The sequence below is a fragment of the Streptomyces sp. NPDC032091 genome, assembly GCF_055580265.1.
This window is the reverse complement of record NZ_JBVILR010000005.1, coordinates 87,905-105,783: the sequence shown is the minus strand read 5'-3', so window position 1 is coordinate 105,783 and position 17,879 is coordinate 87,905. Positions and strand designations below refer to the sequence as shown.

Genomic DNA, 17,879 nt, shown 5'->3' with positions numbered 1-17,879 from the left:
TTTCACGAGGGGGTGGGTACGGGTGCGTCGGGCCCGACGACCAGCCGGAACCTGGCTCCGGCCGGGTCGCCCTCCTCGTGCCACCACACCCGGACCCGCCACAGGGCGGCGTCCCCCGGGTACTGCGGGGACGCCATGAACCCCCAGACCACCTCCGCCCCCACGTCCTCGGCCGTCCGCTGCCGCACCTCCGCGGAGCCCCGCCAGGGGGCGGGCTGCACGGCCCACAGCCCGTCGGCGCCCCGCACCTCGACGCGCCACACCGCGCGCCACGGGGTGACCTCCAGCATGGTGGCGACCTGCTCGGCGTCCAGCCCCAGCCGGGCGGCGACCGCCTCCTCGGGCACGCCCTGGATCCGCGCGGCCACCACCGCCTGCGGCAGCAGCCGCTCGGGCAGCAGCCCGTCCGCCCGCAGCCCGGCCAGGGAGTCGAACGACAGGTAGCGCAGCCGCAGCTCCAGCTGGCGGCCGATGTGGTCCAGGGCCTCCTCCGCCTCCCGGGCCTCCTCGGGCGCGGGGGAGGCCAGCAGCAGCCGGCGGAACCCGCCCTCGGCGTCCACCGCCCAGGCCACGGCGTCGGCGGCGAAGCCCAGCTCGGCGAGGCGGTCCCCGAGGAACACCTTGGCCTGCGCGAGGCCGCGCCGGTTGACGGGGTCGTGCTGGTCGAGGCCGGCCCAGACCTCGACGGCGGCCCGGGTCAGGTCACGGGCCCGCTCGCCGGCCGCCCGTTCCATGGCGCCCGGCCCCTCCTCGGCGCCCTCGCCGAGCGGGTGCCGGGGCAGCCGGGCCGCGTCGCTCAGCGGCCAGGCCAGCCACACCCCCTGGTTGATCAGGCCCCGGGCGTACCAGCGGGCGTACTCCGGCGCGTGTCCGGCGGCCTGCTGCGCGTGGCGCAGGCCCTCCTCGATGGCGGCCAGTGCCCCCGCGCGGTCCCCGGCGGCGAACCGGCGGGCGGCGAGGTCGCCGAGGCGCAGCCCCAGCCGGGCGGCGCACTCGGGGTCGGTCCGGGCGGGCTCGCGCAGCGCCCCGATCAGTTCGCCGAGCAGCCGGTCGGCCTCGCCGGGATCCGCCTGCGCGGCCCCCGACCGGATCCGCGCCCACTGCCCGTCCAGCCGCAGTACGGCCTCTCGCTGCCCCATGCCCGTCGTCCCCCGGCGTCGCCGATCCGCATTCCGTGGAGGTGGTCGCCCTCCCGCCGGACCAACGCCCGGGGGCGGGGATTCACTCCCGCCGCGCCGGGAGCGGGGCGGAGAGACGCGTCACCCCGTCCGGGCGGAACCGGGGCGGGGAAAGCGGCGTCGGTCTACTCCCAGCGGAACCACTTCGCCGCCGCGCCGAGCCCCAGCACCGCCCAGGCGGCCAGCACGGCCGCGTCGCCCCACGGCAGCGCGGCGCCGTGCCCGAGCACCGCGCGCAGCCCGTCGGACAGGGCCGAGACGGGCAGCAGCCCGAGGACGTCCCGCACCGGGCCGGGGAACTTCTCCAACGGCACGATCACCCCGCCGCCGACCAGCAGCAGCAGGAACACCAGGTTGGCGGCGGCCAGCGTCACCTCGGCCTTGAGGGTGCCCGCCATCAGCAGACCGAGCCCGGAGAAGGCGGCGGTGCCCAGCAGCACCAGGGCCGCCACCGCGAGCGGGTTCCCGTGCGGGGACCAGCCGAGCGCGAGGGCGATCACCGTCAGCAGGGCGATCTGGAGCACCTCGGTGACCAGCACCGACAGGGTCTTGGCGGCCATCAGCGCCCAGCGCGGCAGCGGCGAGGCCCCGAGCCGCTTGAGCACCCCGTAGCGGCGGTCGAAGCCGGTGGCGATGGCCTGGCCGGTGAAGGCGGTGGACATCACGGCGAGCGCGAGCACGCCCGGCGCGAGGAAGTCCACGGACTTCCCGGCGCCCGTGTCGACGACGTCGACCAGCGAGAACAGGGTCAGCAGCAGCGCCGGGATGATCACCGTCAGCAGCAGCTGCTCCCCGTTGCGCAGCAGCATCCGGGTCTCCAGCGCGGTCTGCGCACCGATCATCCGGGAGACGGGCGCGGCCCCGGGCCGGGGGGTGAACGTACCGGCGCTCATGCGCGCAGCTCCTTACCGGTCAGTTCGAGGAAGACGTCTTCGAGGGTGTGCCGTTCCACCGTGAGGCTGCTGGGCATCACCCCGTGCTGGGCGCACCAGGAGGTGACGGTGGCCAGCAGCTGGGGGTCCACGTCGCCGGTCACCCGGTACGACCCCGGGGTGAGCTCGGCGGCCTGGGTGCCGTCGGGCAGGGCCTTGAGCAGGGCGGCGAGGTCGAGGGAGGGCCGGCCGGAGAAGCGCAGGGTGTTCTCGGCGCCGCCGCGGCACAGCTGCTCGGGGCTGCCGTGGGTGATGACCCTGCCGGCGTCCACGATGGCCACCTCGTCGGCGAGCTGCTCGGCCTCGTCCATGTGGTGGGTGGTGAGGACCACGCAGACCCCGTCGGCGCGCAGCTCCCGTACGAGGTCCCAGGTCGCGCGGCGGGCCTGCGGATCGAGGCCCGCGGTGGGCTCGTCCAGGAAGACCAGCTCGGGGCGGCCGACGACGGCCATCGCCAGGGAGAGCCGCTGCTGCTGGCCGCCGGAGAGCCTGCGGTAGGGGGTGCGGCCGCAGCCGCCGAGGCCGAGGCGCTCGACCAGGGAGCCGACGTCCAGCGGGTCGGCGTACAGCTTCGCCATGTGCCGCAGCATCTCGACGGCGCGGGCGCCGGAGTAGACCCCGCCGGACTGGAGCATCACGCCGACCCGCGGACGCAGGGCCTCCGCCTGGGCGACCGGGTCCAGGCCCAGGACGCGGACGGTGCCGGCGTCGGGGCGGCGATAGCCCTCGCAGGTCTCGATCGTGGTGGTCTTGCCCGCGCCGTTGGGGCCGAGCACCGCGGTGACCGCGCTCCCGGGGACGGTGAGGTCCAGGCCGTCGACGGCCGTCTTCGATCCGTACCGTTTCACCAGTCCGCGGATCTCCACGGCGGGGTCGTTGCTCATGCGGGTGAGTCTACGGAGCGGTAAGGGCGTCCACGGGCGCCGGGGGAAGGTTCCCCCTTCCCGCACATCGCCGCTGGCCAGGGCGGTGGAGCCGGGGCCTTTCGCTCACTCTCCGTCGAGAGATTAGGTAACCCTTAGTGATGGAGGACACCAGGAGTGGCGTCCGTCACGGCTTGTCGGGGCTCCGGTAATTACGCAACAATGGCGTTGTGAAATACGGCGAACGGATGAGCGAGGCCCCCCAGGGGGAGCTCGCGACCGGGGAGCGGTCGACCCGCAACCGGGTCGCGCGGTCCATCCTGGACCACGGCCCCTCCACCGTCGCCGACCTCGCGCAGCGTCTCGGCCTCACCCAGGCCGCCGTCCGCCGCCACCTCGACACGCTCGTCGCCGACGACGTGGTCGCACCCCGTGAGCAGCGTGTGTACGGCGCACGCACCCGGGGTCGGCCCGCCAAGGTGTTCGCGCTGACCGACTGCGGGCGCGACGCCTTCGACCAGTCCTACGACACGCTCGCCGCGGACGCCCTGCGCTGGATCGCGCAGTCCGTGGGCGGCGGGGAGAAGGGCGAGGCGGCCGTCGCCGACTTCGCTCGGGCGAGGATGGCCTCACAGGCGGAGTCCTACCGGGAAGCCGTCGAGGCGGCCGCGCCCGGGGACCGCACCGGGGCCCTCGCGAAGGCGTTGACCGCGGACGGGTACGCTGCTACGGCGAAGAGCGCTCCCGGTCCGCACAGCGGTGAACAGCTCTGTCAGCACCACTGCCCGGTCGCGCACGTCGCCGAGCAGTTCCCGCAGCTCTGCGAGGCGGAGACCGAGGTCTTCTCCCGCCTGCTCGGGACGCATGTGCAGCGCCTCGCCACGATCGCCCACGGCGACGGGGTGTGCACCACGTTCATCCCGCGAAGCGCGGCACAGCACGACACACCAGCATCTGCAAGTACGGCCGGGAGGAACCCCGCATGACCACGGAGACTGCTCACCCTGAGCTCGATGGCCTGGGCACCTACGAATACGGCTGGGCCGACTCCGACGCGGCCGGCGCCGCTGCCAAGCGGGGTCTGTCCGAGGACGTCGTCCGCGACATCTCGGCGAAGAAGTCCGAGCCGGAGTGGATGCTGAACCTCCGCCTCAAGGGCCTCAAGCTGTTCGGCAAGAAGCCCATGCCGAAGTGGGGCTCGGACCTCTCGGGCATCGACTTCGACAACATCAAGTACTTCGTCCGGTCCACCGAGAAGCAGGCCGAGTCCTGGGAGGACCTGCCGGAGGACATCAAGAACACGTACGACAAGCTCGGCATCCCCGAGGCGGAGAAGCAGCGCCTCGTCGCCGGTGTCGCGGCCCAGTACGAGTCCGAGGTCGTCTACCACCAGATCCGCGAGGACCTGGAGCAGCAGGGCGTCATCTTCCTCGACACCGACACCGCGCTCAAGGAGCACCCGGAGCTCTTCCAGGAGTACTTCGGCACGGTCATCCCCGTGGGCGACAACAAGTTCGCCTCGCTGAACACCGCCGTGTGGTCGGGCGGCTCCTTCATCTACGTCCCCAAGGGTGTCCACGTGGACATCCCGCTCCAGGCCTACTTCCGCATCAACACGGAGAACATGGGCCAGTTCGAGCGGACGCTGATCATCGTCGACGAGGACGCCTACGTCCACTACGTCGAGGGCTGCACCGCCCCGATCTACTCCTCGGACTCGCTGCACAGCGCCGTGGTCGAGATCATCGTCAAGAAGGGCGGCCGCTGCCGCTACACGACCATCCAGAACTGGTCGAACAACGTCTACAACCTGGTCACCAAGCGCGCCGTGGCGTACGAGGGCGCGACCATGGAGTGGATCGACGGCAACATCGGTTCCAAGGTCACCATGAAGTACCCGGCCGTCTACCTGATGGGCGAGCACGCCAAGGGCGAGACCCTGTCCATCGCCTTCGCGGGCGAGGGCCAGCACCAGGACGCCGGCTCCAAGATGGTCCACATGGCGCCGAACACCTCCTCGAACATCGTCTCCAAGTCGGTGGCGCGGGGCGGCGGCCGCACCTCCTACCGCGGTCTGGTTGAGATCGGCGAGGGCGCTTCGGGCTCCAAGTCCAACGTGCTGTGCGACGCGCTCCTGGTCGACACCATCTCCCGCTCGGACACCTACCCCTACGTCGACGTCCGCGAGGACGACGTGACGATGGGCCACGAGGCCACCGTCTCCAAGGTCTCCGACGACCAGCTCTTCTACCTCATGCAGCGCGGCCTCACCGAGTTCGAGGCCATGGCGATGATCGTGCGCGGCTTCGTCGAGCCGATCGCCAAGGAGCTGCCGATGGAGTACGCGCTGGAGCTCAACCGGCTGATCGAGCTGCAGATGGAGGGTTCGGTCGGCTAGTACCGCCGTCCGGCCCATCCCACCCGCAGCACATTTCTTGACGTAGGAAGAGAGCAGAACGACAGCCATGGCTGAGGCTCAGAATATTCCGGCGGGCTCCACCACCGCCGGCGCGATCGCGGTGGCCGCCGAGTCCACCGTCGCCACCCGGATGAGTGCGCCCCCGTCCTTCGACGTGGCCGACTTCCCGGTCCCGCACGGCCGCGAGGAGGAGTGGCGGTTCACCCCGCTCGCCCGCCTCAAGGGCCTGCACGACGGCACCGCGGTCGCCAACGGAACCATGAAGGCCCAGATCGACGCCCCCGAGGGCGTGACGGTCGAGTCCGTCGAGCGCGACGACGAGCGCATCGGCAAGGCCGGCACCCCGGTCGACCGCGTCGCGGCCCAGGCCTTCTCCTCGTTCGCCAAGGCCACGGTCGTCACCGTGCCCAAGGAGACCGTGCTGGCCGAGCCCATCCGGGTCGCGCTGCACGGTGAGGGCGGCACGACCTTCGGGCACACCGTCTTCGACATCAAGCCGTTCGCCGAGGCGATCATCGTGATCGACCACACCGGTGACGGCGTGCGCGCCGCCAACGTCGACGTCCTCGTCGGCGACGGCGCCAAGGTGACCTTCGTGTCCGTCCAGGACTGGGACGACACCGCGGTCCACACCTCGCAGCACAACGCCCTCATCGGCCGCGACGCGAGCTTCAAGTCCGTCGTCGTGACCTTCGGCGGCGACCTCGTCCGCCTGCACCCGCGCGTCACCTACGCGGGCCCCGGCGGCGAGGCCGAGATGCTCGGCCTGTACTTCACGGACGCCGGCCAGCACCAGGAGCACCGCCTCCTGGTCACGCACGACGCCCCGCACTGCAAGTCCAACGTGGTCTACAAGGGTGCGCTCCAGGGCCAGGACGCCCACGCGGTCTGGATCGGCGACGTCCTCATCGAGAAGTCCGCCGAGGGCACCGACACCTACGAGATGAACCGCAACCTCGTCCTGACGGACGGCGCGCGCGTCGACTCGGTGCCGAACCTGGAGATCGAGACGGGCGAGATCGTCGGCGCCGGTCACGCCTCGGCGACCGGCCGCTTCGACGACGAGCAGCTCTTCTACCTCCAGGCCCGCGGCATCCCGGCCGACGAGGCCCGCCGCCTGGTCGTGCGCGGCTTCTTCGCCGAGCTCGTCCAGCAGATCGGTGTCGCGGACATCGAGGAGCGCCTGATCGCGAAGATCGAGGCCGAGCTGGCGGCGGCCGTCTGATGACGTACGTCAAGGCCTGCGCGCTGAGCGAGCTGGAGGAGAACACCCCCAAGCGGGTGGAACTCGACGGCACGCCGGTGTCCATCGTCTCCACCGAGGGGGAGGTGTTCGCGATCAACGACATCTGCTCGCACGCGAACGTCTCGCTCTCGGAGGGTGAGGTCGAGGACTGCATGATCGAGTGCTGGCTGCACGGGTCGGCCTTCGACCTGCGCACCGGCAAGCCCTCCGGTCTGCCCGCGACGCGCCCCGTCCCCGTTTACCCCGTCAAGATCGAAGGGGACGACGTGCTCGTCTCCCTCACCCAGGAGTCCTGAGGTACCCATGGCAACGCTTGAAATCCACGACCTGCACGTCTCCGTCGAGGCCGAGAACGGCGCCCGCGAGATCCTCAAGGGCGTCGACCTGACGGTCAAGCAGGGTGAGACGCACGCCATCATGGGCCCGAACGGCTCCGGCAAGTCCACCCTGGCGTACTCCCTCGCCGGTCACCCGAAGTACACCATCACCGGTGGCACCGTGACCCTCGACGGTGAGGACGTCCTGGAGATGTCCGTCGACGAGCGCGCCCGCGCCGGCGTCTTCCTCGCCATGCAGTACCCGGTCGAGGTCCCCGGCGTCTCGGTCTCCAACTTCCTGCGCACCTCCGCCACCGCCATCCGCGGCGAGGCCCCCAAGCTGCGCACGTGGGTGAAGGAGGTCAAGTCCGCCATGGAGCAGCTCCAGATGGACCCGGCCTTCGCCGAGCGCAACGTCAACGAGGGCTTCTCCGGCGGTGAGAAGAAGCGCCACGAGATCCTCCAGCTGGAGCTCCTCAAGCCGAAGATCGCGATCCTCGACGAGACCGACTCCGGCCTGGACGTCGACGCCCTGCGCATCGTCTCCGAGGGCGTCAACCGCGTCCGCGAGACCGGCGAGGTCGGCACCCTGCTGATCACCCACTACACGCGCATCCTGCGCTACATCAAGCCCGACTTCGTGCACGTGTTCGCGAACGGCCGCATCGCCGAGTCCGGCGGCGCCGAGCTCGCCGACCAGCTGGAGAACGAGGGCTACGACAAGTACGTGAAGGGTGGCGCGACCGCGTGACACAGCTGCCTGGCCTCCTCGACATCGAGGCGATCCGCAAGGACTTCCCCCTGCTGGATCGTGTGGTCCACGACGGGAAGAAGATCGTTTACCTGGACAACGCGGCGACCTCGCAGAAGCCGCGCCAGGTGCTCGACGCGCTGAACGAGTACTACGAGCAGCACAACGCCAACGTCCACCGCGGCGTGCACGTGCTCGCCGAGGAGGCCACGGCGCTGTACGAGGGCGCCCGCGACAAGGTCGCCGCCTTCATCAACGCGCCGAGCCGCGACGAGGTGATCTTCACCAAGAACGCCTCGGAGTCGCTCAACCTGGTCGCGAACATGCTCGGCTGGGCGGACGAGCCCTACCGGGTCGACCGCGAGACCGAGATCGCCATCACGGAGATGGAGCACCACTCCAACATCGTCCCGTGGCAGCTGCTCGCGCAGCGCACCGGCGCGAAGCTGAAGTGGTTCGGCCTCACCGACGACGGCCGGCTCGACCTGTCGAACCTCGAAGAGGTCATCACGGAGAAGACGAAGATCGTCTCCTTCACGCTGGTCTCCAACATCCTGGGCACGGTCAACCCGGTCGAGGCGATCGTCCGGCGTGCCCAGGACGTCGGCGCCCTGGTGCTGATCGACGCCTCGCAGGCCGCTCCGCACATGCCGCTGGACGTGCAGGCGCTCGGCGCCGACTTCGTGGCCTTCACCGGCCACAAGATGTGCGGCCCGACCGGCATCGGCGTCCTGTGGGGCCGCCAGGAGCTCCTGGAGGACCTGCCTCCGTTCCTCGGCGGCGGCGAGATGATCGAGACCGTCTCGATGCACGCCTCGACGTACGCCCCGGCCCCCCACAAGTTCGAGGCGGGCACGCCCCCGATCGCCCAGGCCGTCGGCCTCGGCGCGGCCGTGGACTACCTGACCTCGATCGGCATGGACAAGATCGCCGCGCACGAGCACGCGATCACCGAGTACGCGGTCAAGCGCCTCCAGGAGGTGCCCGACCTGCGGATCATCGGCCCCACCACGGCCGAGGACCGCGGCGCCGCGATCTCCTTCGTACTCGGCGACATCCACCCGCACGACGTGGGCCAGGTCCTGGACGAGCAGGGCATCGCGGTCCGCGTGGGACACCACTGCGCGCGCCCGGTCTGCCTGCGCTACGGAATTCCGGCGACCACGCGGGCGTCTTTCTACCTGTACTCCTCTCCCGCCGACGTCGACGCGCTGATCGACGGGCTGGAGCACGTACGGAACTTCTTCGGCTGACGAAGGCGATGAGGACGAGGACGCTGTGAAGCTGGATTCGATGTACCAGGAACTGATCCTGGACCACTACAAGCACCCGCACGGGCGTGGCCTGCGCGACGGTGACGCCGAGGTGCACCACGTCAACCCGACGTGCGGCGACGAGATCACGCTGCGCGTGAAGTACGACGGCGAGACGCTCACCGACGTCTCCTACGAGGGCCAGGGCTGCTCCATCAGCCAGGCCAGCGCGTCCGTGCTGAACGAGCTGCTGGTCGGCAAGCAGCTGGCCGAGGCGCAGAAGATCCAGGCCGTGTTCCTGGAGCTGATGCAGTCCAAGGGCAAGATCGAGCCGGACGAGGCGATGGAGGAGGTGCTGGAGGACGCGGTCGCGTTCGCCGGCGTCTCCAAGTATCCGGCGCGCGTGAAGTGTGCTCTGCTGAGCTGGATGGCGTGGAAGGACGCGACCGCCCAGGTACTGGGCGACGCGGAGAGGAAGACGGCATGACCGAGAACGCGACGCCCGAGGCGTCGATCAAGCCGGCCACCGAGGAGGAGGTCCGCGAGGCCCTCTACGACGTGGTCGACCCCGAGCTGGGCATCGACGTCGTCAACCTGGGCCTGATCTACGGCATCCACATCGACGACGCGAACATCGCCACCCTCGACATGACCCTGACCTCGGCGGCCTGCCCGCTGACGGACGTCATCGAGGACCAGGCGAAGTCGGCGACGGAGGGCATCGTCAACGAACTGCGCATCAACTGGGTCTGGATGCCGCCGTGGGGTCCGGACAAGATCACGGACGACGGCCGTGAACAGCTGCGCGCGCTCGGCTTCAACGTCTGACCCGCGCGGTCGCGAGGGCCCCCGGCACGGTCGTGCCGGGGGCCCTCCCTGTTCTTCGGGGTTCTTCCGGCCGACGGACGGTGTGCACCGGAAGTTGGCCAGGATGGCCGATCGTTCTCGACGGCCGTCACGGTGTGACGCCGCCGTGAGGGAGAGGACGCCACCTTGAAGAAGCAGCTCGGTATCGCGGGCGCCGCGGGCATCGCCGCGCTGATCGTCGCCGCGACGGTCATGCCCGCGCACGCGGTCACCTACGGGACCCCCACCATCTCGCTGTCCGCCGGCTACCTGTCGGGCTCGGTGAACGGGGTCGGCGACCAGACCGTCGACGTCACCGTCGGCCAGAGCGGCGCCGACGTCTCCGCTCTGACCGTCAGCGCCTCCGCCTCCAGCAAGACCTCCGTCGCCGGCACCGGCGACGTCACGGTCACCGGCACCCAGGCCGTGCGCCGGCTGGCCGTCACCGCGCACGGCCGCGGCTACACCACCCTGACGATCAAGGTCACCGGGCTCGGCGGCAAGACCGCCACCAGGACCCTCTCCTACGCCGCCTCCGCCGCTGTCCAGAACCCGGCCGACGCCCGCTACTTCAGCGGCGCCTCGGACTCCTCGGCCGCCGTGGATGTCGGCGGCGGCTTCACCGTGGTCGCGGACGACGAGAACAACGTGCTGCGCCTGTACGACCGTTCCCGCTCCGACGCCCCCGTGCGCACCTGGGACTTCAGCTCCCAGCTCGGGGTCACCAAGGAGGTGGACATCGAGGGCGCCGCCCGGATCGGCGACACGATCTACTGGACCGGCTCGCTCGGCAACAACAAGGACGGCGCGTACAAGGCGCCCCGCAACACGGTGTTCACCACCACCGTCAGCGGCTCCGGCTCGGCCACGCAGCTCGCGTACGGGCGCTCGTACAAGCACCTGCGCGAGGACCTCGTCGCCTGGGACCGGGCGCAGGGCGACCGGTACGGCTTCGCGGCGGGCACGGCGGCGGGCCAGGCGCCCAAGCAGATCGACGGGTTCAACGTGGAGGGCCTGGAGTTCGCCCCCGGCTCCACCACCACCGCCTACGTGGGCTTCCGCGCCCCGCTCGCCCCGGTGGTGCCCGGCGGCAAGGCGCTGCTGGTCCCCGTCACCAACTTCGACAAGGTCCTGTCCAACGGGTCGGCGGCGACGTTCGGTTCGGCGATCGAGCTGGACCTGGGCGGGCTGTCGGTCCGCGACATCCGCAAGAACGCGCAGGACCAGTACCTGATCCTGGCCGGTTCCTGGGCGGCGGACGACAACTCCGACCCCTACGCCCTCTACCAGTGGGACGGGATCGCCGGCCACGCCCCGGTCAAGCGGGCCGACCTGCCGACCACCGACCCGGGCGGCTGGGAGGCCATCGTCGAGGTCCCCGACCTGTCGGTACCGGGTGCGCGCGTCCAGCTGATCACCGACAGCGGCTCGGCCGACCTCTACGGGGACGGCATCGAGGCCAAGGACCTCACGCACCCGGAGTTCAAGAAGTCCCGCGCCGCCTGGTTCACCCTGTCCTAGGCCGTCCCTCCGGTCAGGCGTCGGCCGCGAAGGCCTCGGCGAGGTGCTCGCGGCGGATCCGCCGGTCCACGTAGAGCAGTCCGGCCGGCAGCTGCGGGAACGCCGGCAGCAGCACCAGCGCCGACAGGGCCCCCGGCAGCCCGAGCCACAGCAGCAGCCCGTACGCCGCCGCCCCGGTGAACACCACCGCCGGGGCGGTCACGGCCAGGGCCCGCCACCACGCGCCGCGCACCAGGTGCGCCGAGCGCCGCAGCGCCGCCACCGGCCCGAGCCGCTCGTACCCGGCGGCGGTCGGGGCGAGGGAGGACAGCACCCCGAGCCAGAGCGCGACGGGGAGCAGGGGCAGCGCCGCCAGGGGTGGCACCCCCAGCGCGAGCAGCACGACGAGCGGCCCCGCCGCGGCCAGCAGGGCCAGCAGCTGGGCGCCGAGCACCGCCGGGGTGCGGGGCAGCGCGGCGAGCAGCAGGCCCGGCGCGGTCACGGGCCGGCCGAGCACCGCGGGGCGCAGCAGGGCCGCGATCAGGGCGGTGGCCAGGGCGCAGGTGAACAGCAGGAACAGGCCCGCCGCCGGGAACAGGGTCCAGACGAAGACCCGGCTGCCCGACCTCGGGCTGAGCGAGGCCAGCGTGGCCGCGCCGGCCGCCGCGGTGACCAGCAGCCCCGCCATCAGCTGCCCCAGCAGCAGCGCGCCGCACAGCGTGCCGCCGTAACGGCGCAGGGCGGCGAGGGCGCCGCCGAGGATGTCCGAGGTGCCCAGCGGCCGCAGGGGTACGACCCCGGGCCCGGGGCGTCCCGGGGGCAGCCAGCCGCCGCCCGGATGGGTCCCATGATGCATCGCCATGAGCGGCCCCCTGTCCCCTGCGTGGGGACACCGTAGCTCCGATGCGCGCCGGTGTCCCGGGGTCTGCGTGTGTACATGTGTACGCATCGATGCGTACAGTCGTACGCATGCCCTACGTACTGCTTGCCATGGCCATAGCCGCCGAGGTCGCCGGGACCACCGCGATGAAGTACAGCGAGGGCTTCACCCGGCTGTGGCCCTCCCTGGGCACCCTGCTGGGCTACGTCATCGCCTTCACCCTGCTCGCCCAGACCCTCAAGTCGATGTCGGTGGGCACCGCGTACGCGATCTGGGCCGGGGTCGGCACCGCCGCCATCGCCGCGATCGGCATGGTGTTCATGGGCGAGACCGCCAGCGCGGCGAAGATCGCCGGGATCGCGCTGGTCATCGGCGGGGTGGTCCTGCTCAACCTGGGCGGGGCGACCCACTGATGGCCGCCGCCCCGGTGCGCCGGTACGACCCCGGGCGCAGGCAGCGGATCATCGACGCCGCGATCCGGGTGGTCGGGGCCAAGGGGATCGCCGGGCTGAGCCACCGCAGCGTGGCGGCGGAGGCGGACGTCCCGCTGGGCTCGACGACGTACCACTTCAAGACCTTGGACGACCTGCTGGTCGCGGCCCTGCGGCAGGCGAACGCGGCGTACCCGCCGGCGCTCGTGCTGCGCCCGGGCGAGGACCTGGCGGAGGCGCTGGCCCGGCTCCTGGGGGAGCGGCTGGGGGCCGACCGGGGCCGGGCGGAGCTGGAGTGCGAGCTGTACCTGGCGGCCCTGCGCCGGCCCGCGCTGCGGGAGGTCGCCGCCGAGTGGTGCGAGGCCGTGGCGGGGGCCCTGGCGGACCACACCGATCCGGTGACGGCGCGGGCGCTGGTGGCGGTGATGGACGGCATCACCCTCCAGGTGCTGCTGACGGGCGCGCCGTACGACGCCGCGTACGTCCGGGACGTCCTGACCCGCGTCCTGCGTCCGGCGTAGCCGCCGCTGCGCGGGGCGAGGCCCCCCGCCCTCCCCCCCCCAGCCTTCCCCCGGACTCCGTCCGGGGGACCCCCGCAGCCCCCGGCTACCCCGCCGCCCGGACCGCAGCCAGCGCAGCGGCCACGCTCGCCTCGATGTCCCGGACCGGGTAGAACACCTCCCGCACCACCCGCTCCCGGTCCAGCACCAGCGTCAACCGCCTGATCCGGCTCACCCCCGCCGCGCGGAACGTCGGCAGTCGCAGGGCCGTGACCAACCCCAGCTCCGCGTCCGACAGCAGCGGAAACCGCAGCCGCTCGTGCTCCGCGAACTCCCGCTGCTCGTCCGGCCGCTGCGTCGAGACCCCGTGCACGGTCGCGCCGGCCGCGGTGAACTCCGCCAGCTGGTCGCGGAAGGTGCAGGACTCCAGCGTGCAGCCCCTCGCCCCCGGGATCCCGCCCCAGCCGGGCGGGTAGGACTCGGCGCGGGCGTAGGCGCCGGGGAAGCAGTACAGGACGGTGAAGGGCGTGTCCGCCACCGGGTCCCGGAGCTCGCCGAACCGGTCCGGCAGCAGCAGCTCCGGCAGCCGGGTGCCGCGCAGCGCGTGGACCCGTGCGGCCTCCTTCGAGGACTCCTCCGTCGTCGCGGTCATCTCTCCCTCTCCCAGGACCCAGGTGTCGCCCCAGTCCTGGAGGGCCACCAGGACCGGCAGCAGCCCCCGCCCGCGCGGGGTCAGCCGGTACTCGTGCCGCACCGGGCGCTCCTGGTACGGCTCGCGCGTCAGCACCCCGGCCTCGACCAGCAGCTTCAGCCGCTCGGCGAGCACCTTCCGGGACACCCCCAGCTCCCGCTGGAGTTCCTCGAAGCGGTACAGCCCGCGCGCGGTGTCCCGCACGATCAGCAGCGTCCACCAGTCGCCCACCACGTCGAGGGCCTGGGCGATGGAGCAGTCCGCGTCGCCGAGGTGCGTGCGCTGGGCCATGGGAACTCCTTTGTCCGTTGACCCAAGGCTGTCATGCTGACATAGTCCGTTCCCAAAAGGAACTCACTCGGACGCGACAAGGGGGACACGGGTGTGCTGCAGGGGTTCAAGGACGTACCGCGGGTTGTGTGGCTGCTGGCTGCGGGGGTGTTCGTCAACGCCGTCGTCAGCTTCACCTTCGTCTTCGTCTTCCTCTACCTGACCGGACCGCGCGGCCTCGGCGCCGCCCAGGCGGGCGTGGTCACCGGCATCGGGGGCATCGGCCTGGTCGCCGGGAACTTCACCGGCGGCTGGTACGGCGACCGCTTCGGCCACCGCCGGGTCCTGCTCGTCGCCTCCGCGCTCGGCGGGCTGGCCCTGACGACCCTGCCGCTGCTGACGACGCCCCTGCTGTACGCCGCGCTGCCGCTGGCCCAGTACGCGAACGGGGTGGTGCGGGCGGCCAACTCCGCCCTGGTCGCCGTCACCGTCCCCGAGGGCGCCCGCCGGCAGGCCTTCGCCGTCGTACGGTGCGTGTCCAACGGCGGCTTCACCCTCGGCCCGCCGCTCGGGGCCCTGATCGCGGCCGGGCTCTCGTACGACTGGCTCTTCCTCGCGGACGGCCTCGGCACCCTGTTCTTCGCCCTCTGGACCGCCCGCGTCGTCCCGGCGCGCGGCGCCTCCCGCACCCCCGCCGCGGCCCCGGACGGGGGTCGGGACCGCGGCGGGGTGTGGGCGGAACTGCGGGCCCGGCCCGGCGTCCTGGTGCTGCTCGGCGCGATCCTCGTCGCGGACACGGTCTACCGCCAGCAGTACTTCACCTTCCCGGTCTTCCTCGCCGACCACGGGCTCGACGTCCGCGCCTTCGGGCTGGTCATCGCCGTCAACGGGGCCGTCATCCTGCTGCTGGAGCTGCCCGCCGCCGTCGCCCTGCGCGCGCGGCCCCCGCTGGCCGTCACCGGCACCGGGCTGGTGCTGGTCGGCGCCGGGTACGCGACGCTGCTCGCGGGCGCGGGCGCGGCCACCGCCGTCGCCATGATGGTGTTCGTCAGCCTCGGCGAGATCCTCTACAAGACCACCGCCACCGCGTACGTCGCCGACCAGGCCCCCGCGCACGCCGTCGGGCGGTTCCAGAGCCTGTACGCGGGCGTCTCGGTCAGCGGGACCGTCCTCGCCCCGCCGGCCGGCGGCGCCCTCTACGCGGCGGCGCCCTGGCTGCTGTGGCCGCTGTGCGCGGCGCTGGCCGCCGGGGCCGGTGCGGTCCTGATCCGGCTGTCCCTGCGCCAGGGCCGCGCCGCCGCGGCGGGCTCCGGGGAGCGCCCGGGCTGCGGCAGCGGGGACGCGTCAGGGGCGCCGGCCGGGGAGTCGTCCGGGGCGCCGGCCGGGGCTTCCGGGGGCGGAGGGGAGCATTCCGGGGAGGGGGAGGGGCGGCACGGGCCGCGCCCGGCACATGAGACCGGTTCGCGGCCGCGGCCCGTCGCCGGTTAGGTTTCGGGCATGACTGCTACGCGTACCACCGGCGCCGTCGCCGCCGGACTTGCCACCCTCACCGCCGACGGCACCGTCCTCGACACCTGGTTCCCCGCCCCCGAGCTCTCCGCCGAGCCCGGCCCGGCCGGCACCGAGCGCCTCTCCGCCGAGCGCGCCGCGGAGCTCCTGGGCGAGACCGTGCTCAAGGCGGTCGGCCCGGACCCGCGCCGCGGGGTCGAGGTCGTAGCCGTCCGCACCGTGATCGCCTCCCTGGAGGACAAGCCGCTCGACGCGCACGACGCGTACCTGCGCCTGCACCTGCTCAGCCACCGCCTGGTCAAGCCGCACGGCCAGAACCTGGACGGCCTCTTCGGCCTCCTCGCCAACGTCGCCTGGACCTCGCTGGGCCCCGTCGCCGTCGACCAGGTCGAGACCGTCCGGCTGAACGCCCGCGCGGAGGGCCTGCACCTCCAGGTCACCTCGATCGACAAGTTCCCCCGCATGACCGACTACGTCGCCCCCAAGGGCGTGCGCATCGCCGACGCGGACCGCGTCCGCCTCGGCGCGCACCTCGCCGAGGGCACCACCGTCATGCACGAGGGCTTCGTCAACTTCAACGCCGGCACCCTGGGCACGTCCATGGTCGAGGGCCGCATCTCGGCGGGCGTCGTCGTCGGCGACGGCTCCGACATCGGCGGCGGCGCGTCCACCATGGGCACCCTCTCGGGCGGCGGCAAGCAGATCATCTCGATCGGCGAGCGCACCCTGATCGGCGCCGAGGCGGGCATCGGCATCGCGCTGGGCAACGAGTGCGTCGTCGAGGCCGGCCTCTACGTCACCGCCGGCACCCGCGTGACCCTGCCGGACGGCCAGATCGTCAAGGCCCTGGAGCTCTCCGGCGCCGACAACATCCTCTTCCGCCGCAACTCGGTCACCGGCGCCGTCGAGGCCCGCCCGTACAAGGCGAACTGGGGCGGCCTCAACGAGGTCCTGCACAGCCACAACTGACGCCCGACCGCCCTCATCTGCGACTGAGCACCCGACCAACGCCCTGACCAGCGGCTAAGCCGCCACCAGTTGTCAACGTTGGTCACCAACGAGCGCCCTCCCACGGCCCTAAGACGGCCCGGGAGGGCGCTTGGTTTGGAGTATGCGCCGGGAGCTGCACCTCTATCCGCCGTTTCGGATACGCGGCGCGTGCCTGCCTGGAAATATCTGGCCAGGGTCATGTTGGGCTAGCTAAGGGGCGAGGTCGGGATGGGCAGTCGGCGCGGAGAGTACAACTACCTCTATTGGTCCGATCGTGCGGTTGCGGAGCTCCTTGACGGGAGGGTTGAGACGAGGGGCGAGGTTTCAGTAACCGTTCCTTCCGTTCTCGATATGACACCTGAGGTGGCGTGGAGTCCGAAGGCCAGGCCATTAGGCCGGCAGCAGCTTGCTCGACGTGTGCAAAAGACTCTAGGGCGTGGCATTCTGGGTGACCCAATCAGGGGTTCCTCCGCTCTCTATGTTGCTGGAGCCGGTAATGTCGTGTTTGGGCAATTCGTGTCCCCGGCAGGAATCCCGGTCGGCTCGTTGATGTTTACAAGAGTGCAGGCGTCGGACGGGACTAAAGTTGTTGTCTGCCTTTTCGGTAGCCTCGACAATTTTGCTGACTACGTAAGCGATTCAGGTCCGGCATCCTTCGATGGGTGGACCGCGTCGGGTGCGACCTTCGTCCGTGAGTTCCTCGAAGGTCGCTGCCAACATGCAGTGCAAGGGTTTGGGTCGGAGCTTGAGACTCGGCCCATGCTTGCTTTCTATGCGTATCAGATCGCGTCGGGGCAGGGGATGGGGTCTGAGCCGTACGTGGACTGGAATCGAGGGTATACGTACGGAGATGTGCGTCGCTCTGGCGAGTGGCTTGCTGAGGTCTACTACGATCTCGCCGAAGAGGAGGCGACGTCTTTGGACGAGCAGGCAGCGTATTGGATGTTCGGGGGGTCGTCGTTTGACCGCATCATCATTGGGCGTCCGATTTGGCTGAGGACGCGACGCCCCAATGATGTGAGGGTTTATGCCAACTTCTCGCGCGAGGAAAGAAACGCCTGGCCCGCCCCTGTTGCGTCAGACCGATTCGGCAGAGTCCGAAGGCGATGGTCCTGGCCGTTGAGAAGGCCCTAGCAGACCCCTGCTTCGCCCCCGCTCCCGCCCCGCTCCCATCCCGTCTGCCGTCGACCCACACGTATGTGGAGCGGGGGCGGGGGGGGGGGGGGGGGGGGGGGGGGAAGGGGGGGGGGGGGGGGGGGGGGAAAAGGAAATGTTTGCTCGGTCTGCTTGGGGTGGAGGGAGG

18 protein-coding genes are annotated in these 17,879 nt (G+C 71.5%); 13 read left to right on the top strand and 5 right to left on the bottom strand.

What is annotated here, in order from left to right; all coding sequences use genetic code 11:
• Positions 1-2: 2 nt before the first annotated feature.
• From ACZ5NJ_RS10910 to ACZ5NJ_RS10900, 3 genes are all read right to left on the bottom strand, one after another.
• Positions 3-1,139, bottom strand: a complete 1,137-nt coding sequence (locus tag ACZ5NJ_RS10910; RefSeq protein WP_468764410.1) for a hypothetical protein — start codon at positions 1,137-1,139, stop codon at positions 3-5.
• Positions 1,140-1,303: 164 nt separating this feature from the next.
• Positions 1,304-2,071 carry an ABC transporter permease gene (locus tag ACZ5NJ_RS10905; RefSeq protein WP_468764409.1) on the bottom strand — a complete coding sequence of 256 codons (768 nt, stop codon included), beginning with the start codon at positions 2,069-2,071 and terminating at the stop codon, positions 1,304-1,306.
• Complete coding sequence (locus ACZ5NJ_RS10900) at positions 2,068-2,994, bottom strand: ABC transporter ATP-binding protein (protein WP_468764408.1); 927 nt, start codon at positions 2,992-2,994, stop codon at positions 2,068-2,070. Before ACZ5NJ_RS10900 ends, ACZ5NJ_RS10905 begins: the two co-directional genes overlap by 4 nt.
• 227 nt (positions 2,995-3,221) lie before the next feature.
• On the opposite strand from ACZ5NJ_RS10900, the gene ACZ5NJ_RS10895 reads away from it, so the two are divergent.
• From ACZ5NJ_RS10895 to ACZ5NJ_RS10855, 9 genes are all read left to right on the top strand, one after another.
• Positions 3,222-3,959, top strand: a complete 738-nt coding sequence (locus tag ACZ5NJ_RS10895) for a helix-turn-helix transcriptional regulator (RefSeq protein ID WP_468764407.1) — start codon at positions 3,222-3,224, stop codon at positions 3,957-3,959.
• A complete protein-coding gene (gene sufB / locus ACZ5NJ_RS10890; RefSeq protein ID WP_468764406.1) occupies positions 3,956-5,371 on the top strand; it encodes a Fe-S cluster assembly protein SufB in 1,416 nt (471 codons plus the stop codon). The genes ACZ5NJ_RS10895 and sufB overlap by 4 nt, the downstream gene beginning before the upstream one ends.
• Positions 5,372-5,438: 67 nt before the next feature.
• Positions 5,439-6,617: a Fe-S cluster assembly protein SufD gene (gene sufD, locus ACZ5NJ_RS10885; protein WP_468764405.1), complete on the top strand. Its 1,179-nt coding sequence runs from the start codon at positions 5,439-5,441 to the stop codon at positions 6,615-6,617.
• The gene (locus ACZ5NJ_RS10880; protein WP_042820167.1) at positions 6,617-6,934 is read left to right on the top strand and encodes a bifunctional 3-phenylpropionate/cinnamic acid dioxygenase ferredoxin subunit; all 318 of its coding nucleotides are present in this window, start codon (positions 6,617-6,619) and stop codon (positions 6,932-6,934) included. Before sufD ends, ACZ5NJ_RS10880 begins: the two co-directional genes overlap by 1 nt.
• A 7-nt stretch (positions 6,935-6,941) precedes the next feature.
• Positions 6,942-7,706, top strand: a complete 765-nt coding sequence (gene sufC, locus ACZ5NJ_RS10875; protein ID WP_030846240.1) for a Fe-S cluster assembly ATPase SufC — start codon at positions 6,942-6,944, stop codon at positions 7,704-7,706.
• Positions 7,703-8,959 (top strand): cysteine desulfurase, encoded by a 1,257-nt coding sequence (locus tag ACZ5NJ_RS10870; protein ID WP_468764404.1) that lies wholly within the window; start codon positions 7,703-7,705, stop codon positions 8,957-8,959. Before sufC ends, ACZ5NJ_RS10870 begins: the two co-directional genes overlap by 4 nt.
• 25 nt (positions 8,960-8,984) lie before the next feature.
• Positions 8,985-9,446 (top strand): Fe-S cluster assembly sulfur transfer protein SufU, encoded by a 462-nt coding sequence (gene sufU / locus ACZ5NJ_RS10865; RefSeq protein WP_468764403.1) that lies wholly within the window; start codon positions 8,985-8,987, stop codon positions 9,444-9,446.
• On the top strand, positions 9,443-9,787 hold the full coding sequence (locus ACZ5NJ_RS10860; protein ID WP_007263433.1) for a metal-sulfur cluster assembly factor: 345 nt from the start codon (positions 9,443-9,445) through the stop codon (positions 9,785-9,787). Before sufU ends, ACZ5NJ_RS10860 begins: the two co-directional genes overlap by 4 nt.
• A 231-nt stretch (positions 9,788-10,018) precedes the next feature.
• Positions 10,019-11,326 carry a DUF3616 domain-containing protein gene (locus tag ACZ5NJ_RS10855; protein WP_468764593.1) on the top strand — a complete coding sequence of 436 codons (1,308 nt, stop codon included), beginning with the start codon at positions 10,019-10,021 and terminating at the stop codon, positions 11,324-11,326.
• A gap of 13 nt (positions 11,327-11,339) precedes the next feature.
• On the opposite strand, the gene ACZ5NJ_RS10850 is transcribed toward ACZ5NJ_RS10855, so the two are convergent.
• Positions 11,340-12,167 (bottom strand): hypothetical protein, encoded by an 828-nt coding sequence (locus ACZ5NJ_RS10850; protein WP_468764402.1) that lies wholly within the window; start codon positions 12,165-12,167, stop codon positions 11,340-11,342.
• A 107-nt stretch (positions 12,168-12,274) separates the two neighbouring features.
• On the opposite strand from ACZ5NJ_RS10850, the gene ACZ5NJ_RS10845 reads away from it, so the two are divergent.
• Together ACZ5NJ_RS10845 and ACZ5NJ_RS10840 are read left to right on the top strand one after the other, a co-directional pair.
• Positions 12,275-12,598, top strand: coding sequence for a DMT family transporter (locus ACZ5NJ_RS10845; RefSeq protein ID WP_468764401.1), 324 nt, complete (start codon positions 12,275-12,277; stop codon positions 12,596-12,598).
• Complete coding sequence (locus tag ACZ5NJ_RS10840; protein ID WP_468764400.1) at positions 12,598-13,137, top strand: TetR/AcrR family transcriptional regulator; 540 nt, start codon at positions 12,598-12,600, stop codon at positions 13,135-13,137. Before ACZ5NJ_RS10845 ends, ACZ5NJ_RS10840 begins: the two co-directional genes overlap by 1 nt.
• Positions 13,138-13,222: 85 nt before the next feature.
• Here the strand turns inward: ACZ5NJ_RS10840 and ACZ5NJ_RS10835 are convergent, their stop codons facing one another.
• Positions 13,223-14,098: a winged helix-turn-helix transcriptional regulator gene (locus ACZ5NJ_RS10835; protein ID WP_468764399.1), complete on the bottom strand. Its 876-nt coding sequence runs from the start codon at positions 14,096-14,098 to the stop codon at positions 13,223-13,225.
• 96 nt (positions 14,099-14,194) lie between these two features.
• Here ACZ5NJ_RS10835 and ACZ5NJ_RS10830 point away from each other — a divergent pair, with 96 nt between their 5' ends.
• Both ACZ5NJ_RS10830 and dapD read left to right on the top strand, forming a co-directional pair.
• Positions 14,195-15,565, top strand: a complete 1,371-nt coding sequence (locus ACZ5NJ_RS10830; RefSeq protein ID WP_468764592.1) for an MFS transporter — start codon at positions 14,195-14,197, stop codon at positions 15,563-15,565.
• A 9-nt stretch (positions 15,566-15,574) separates the two neighbouring features.
• Positions 15,575-16,555: a 2,3,4,5-tetrahydropyridine-2,6-dicarboxylate N-succinyltransferase gene (dapD, locus tag ACZ5NJ_RS10825; RefSeq protein WP_468764398.1), complete on the top strand. Its 981-nt coding sequence runs from the start codon at positions 15,575-15,577 to the stop codon at positions 16,553-16,555.
• Positions 16,556-17,879 lie beyond the last annotated feature (1,324 nt).

What these genes read in the sequence shown, in the direction of transcription:
- ACZ5NJ_RS10910 (WP_468764410.1), bottom strand. Translation starts at nt 1,139, where the DNA reads ATGGGGCAGCGAGAGGCCGTACTGCGGCTGGACGGGCAGTGGGCGCGG.
- ACZ5NJ_RS10905 (WP_468764409.1), bottom strand. Translation starts at nt 2,071, where the DNA reads ATGAGCGCCGGTACGTTCACCCCCCGGCCCGGGGCCGCGCCCGTCTCC.
- ACZ5NJ_RS10900 (WP_468764408.1), bottom strand. Translation starts at nt 2,994, where the DNA reads ATGAGCAACGACCCCGCCGTGGAGATCCGCGGACTGGTGAAACGGTAC.
- ACZ5NJ_RS10895 (WP_468764407.1), top strand. Translation starts at nt 3,222, where the DNA reads ATGAGCGAGGCCCCCCAGGGGGAGCTCGCGACCGGGGAGCGGTCGACC.
- sufB (WP_468764406.1), top strand. Translation starts at nt 3,956, where the DNA reads ATGACCACGGAGACTGCTCACCCTGAGCTCGATGGCCTGGGCACCTAC.
- sufD (WP_468764405.1), top strand. Translation starts at nt 5,439, where the DNA reads ATGGCTGAGGCTCAGAATATTCCGGCGGGCTCCACCACCGCCGGCGCG.
- ACZ5NJ_RS10880 (WP_042820167.1), top strand. Translation starts at nt 6,617, where the DNA reads ATGACGTACGTCAAGGCCTGCGCGCTGAGCGAGCTGGAGGAGAACACC.
- sufC (WP_030846240.1), top strand. Translation starts at nt 6,942, where the DNA reads ATGGCAACGCTTGAAATCCACGACCTGCACGTCTCCGTCGAGGCCGAG.
- ACZ5NJ_RS10860 (WP_007263433.1), top strand. Translation starts at nt 9,443, where the DNA reads ATGACCGAGAACGCGACGCCCGAGGCGTCGATCAAGCCGGCCACCGAG.
- ACZ5NJ_RS10855 (WP_468764593.1), top strand. Translation starts at nt 10,019, where the DNA reads ATGCCCGCGCACGCGGTCACCTACGGGACCCCCACCATCTCGCTGTCC.
- ACZ5NJ_RS10850 (WP_468764402.1), bottom strand. Translation starts at nt 12,167, where the DNA reads ATGGCGATGCATCATGGGACCCATCCGGGCGGCGGCTGGCTGCCCCCG.
- ACZ5NJ_RS10845 (WP_468764401.1), top strand. Translation starts at nt 12,275, where the DNA reads ATGCCCTACGTACTGCTTGCCATGGCCATAGCCGCCGAGGTCGCCGGG.
- ACZ5NJ_RS10840 (WP_468764400.1), top strand. Translation starts at nt 12,598, where the DNA reads ATGGCCGCCGCCCCGGTGCGCCGGTACGACCCCGGGCGCAGGCAGCGG.
- ACZ5NJ_RS10835 (WP_468764399.1), bottom strand. Translation starts at nt 14,098, where the DNA reads ATGGCCCAGCGCACGCACCTCGGCGACGCGGACTGCTCCATCGCCCAG.
- dapD (WP_468764398.1), top strand. Translation starts at nt 15,575, where the DNA reads ATGACTGCTACGCGTACCACCGGCGCCGTCGCCGCCGGACTTGCCACC.